The 463-nt window shown below is 63.7% G+C and carries 1 protein-coding gene; it reads right to left on the reverse strand.

Annotation, left to right across the window (positions count from 1 at the left end; translation table 11 throughout):
* On the reverse strand, window positions 1-319 hold a 319-nt coding region (locus JG676_RS07940; protein ID WP_200217888.1), incomplete at its 3' end, for a hypothetical protein.
* Window positions 320-463: the final 144 nt, after the last annotated feature.

Here is a 463-nt window from a genome sequence, read left to right on the forward strand (position 1 = left end):
GGACATGGAAGTCGGGCACGGCGACTGCGAGAGCAATGAGCCGGTCGGAATTGACCACGATGGCGCCAATCGCGATCGACAGGGGCAATACGACGATCAGCAGCAGCGCGAGGGACATCAGCGCCACCGCCAGACCGCGCCGCCCGCCCAGGATTGCCTGCAGCTTCAGCATCATCGGCCAAGTGGCAATCACCAAGGTGGTTGCCCACACCAGGGCGCCAAGGAACGGCCGGACGACGAGGAACGTGGCGGCGATCAGGCCGCCGATGCACAGGACTGCAAGGACTGTGCGGGGGAGGTCGTGTCGTATCTCAGGCATGACGAACTTCCCTCACGAGGGCGGCAGGGAGCCGGTGAGGCTCATCAGGTTCTGTGGACTGACGCGAATGATGCCATGCCGCGGCGCATCAATGTCGGCAATGAAGGCGAGCGCGATCCCGATGAAGGCGGGAAAGATGAACAG

The sequence above is a fragment of the Campylobacter sp. 2018MI34 genome (assembly GCF_016598975.1).
In the GTDB taxonomy this organism is placed as follows: domain Bacteria; phylum Campylobacterota; class Campylobacteria; order Campylobacterales; family Campylobacteraceae; genus Campylobacter_D.